Annotated in this window: 1 pseudogene; it reads left to right on the top strand. The window is 70.8% G+C overall.

The window, feature by feature from the left end:
• Nucleotides 1-683: pseudogene (locus ACQKIP_RS47405) on the top strand (XRE family transcriptional regulator); the annotation flags it as partial.
• Between the last annotated feature and the right edge of the window lie 744 nt (nucleotides 684-1,427).

Raw genomic sequence — 1,427 nt, 5'->3', positions numbered from 1 at the left:
CGGTCGGCTGGCACCGCTTCGACCAAGGGAAACACGCTGCCGCCGGACGCTTCTGGCACGGAGCCCTGCACAGCGCCCACGCCTCCGGAGACCGCGACCTCGGCGCCGGCGTCATGTCCGACCTCGCCTACCAGGCCACCTGGTTGAAAGACCCCAAGACCGCCGCGGAGATCCTCGAAAGCGCCGTTCTGCGCACCCAGCACCCCACCGCCCGCTCCCTGCTGAACCTTCGCCTCGCCCGCGCGCAGGCCGCGCTCGGAGAGGACCGCAACTGCCGCCGCTCCCTGGCCGCCGCAGAGCAGGAACTGGCACGTTCCGCAGGGGATCCGCCCGCCTGGTGCTCATGGATGTCACCCGCCGACCTGCTGGTGGACTCCGGACAGTGCCAGCTCGATGGCGGCCAGCCCGAACGCGCCCGCGAACTGATCGAAGAAGGCATGGCCCTGCTCCCCGCCGCCCGCAACAAGACCAAAGCGGTCTTTCTCACCTACGAGGCGGGCAGCTTCCTCAACGCCGGCGAGGCCGACCGGGCCGCCCAAGCCGCCACCCAGTCCCTCGCCCTTGCCAAGAAAATCGGCGCCCCGCGCTGCGTCACCCTCGTCCACGAACTCGCCCCCGCCTTCAAGAAATACAAGGGTGTCGACAGTGTCGACGAACTCCTGGAACGTGTCCGTACCGCCTGAGCCGGCGGTCCGCGCGAGCCGACCGAGGACCTCACACGAACCCAGCCCCGCACGACAGGAATCCTCTTCCGCGAAACCGCACAGCCCCACGGCCTGACCACCACCCGCTCCGACTTCGAGCGTTTCGCCAACGCCCTCGCCGAGGAGCACCGGCGGCACGCCGGCGACCTGCGCGAGCGCGGGCACGCCCTGGCCGGGGCCGCCACCGCCCCGGACTCCGCCAGGGCCGCGGATACCCTCCGGGCCGGTCAGACATCGCTGCGGGTGCCGTTGCCGCCGTCCCCGCCGGATCTGCCAACTCCGGCGCCAGACACCGAGTGCACGCGGATCAGTGGTGACGAGTCCGGCACCGTGACCACGAGCGAAGGCCATCTCCCCGCGCGCGCGGAGCAGTGGCCCAACGCCGTGCCTGATGCCGGCGGGTGCCCTGGCAGCCGAGTGGGTGAAATACGCCTGCCTCCGCACTCCGTGTCGCGATTCCCGCCGATACGACCGGGCGCCGCCCATCAGCCGCCCCTCCCCCACGCCCGGCATCCGGACGGTGACGCCAGCCACAAGAAAAGACGAGACGTATCGTATTGCCATAGCGGCTGTGACAGCGTACTGTCCTGCACATGGGTTCCCTGTGAGTTCGCCGGCGCCGACCGCGTAGAGCACCGCTCCGCCGTCGCCGCGCCCAGCCGTACAGCCATCCACCCCGATCCGGCCCGGGCTCGAGCCCATGCGGCCAGGAGGGACCCTGAT

The organism is Streptomyces sp. NPDC059900 (assembly GCF_050270335.1).
In the GTDB taxonomy this organism is placed as follows: Bacteria; Actinomycetota; Actinomycetes; order Streptomycetales; family Streptomycetaceae; genus Streptomyces.
This window is presented reverse-complemented; position numbering and strand designations above follow the sequence as displayed.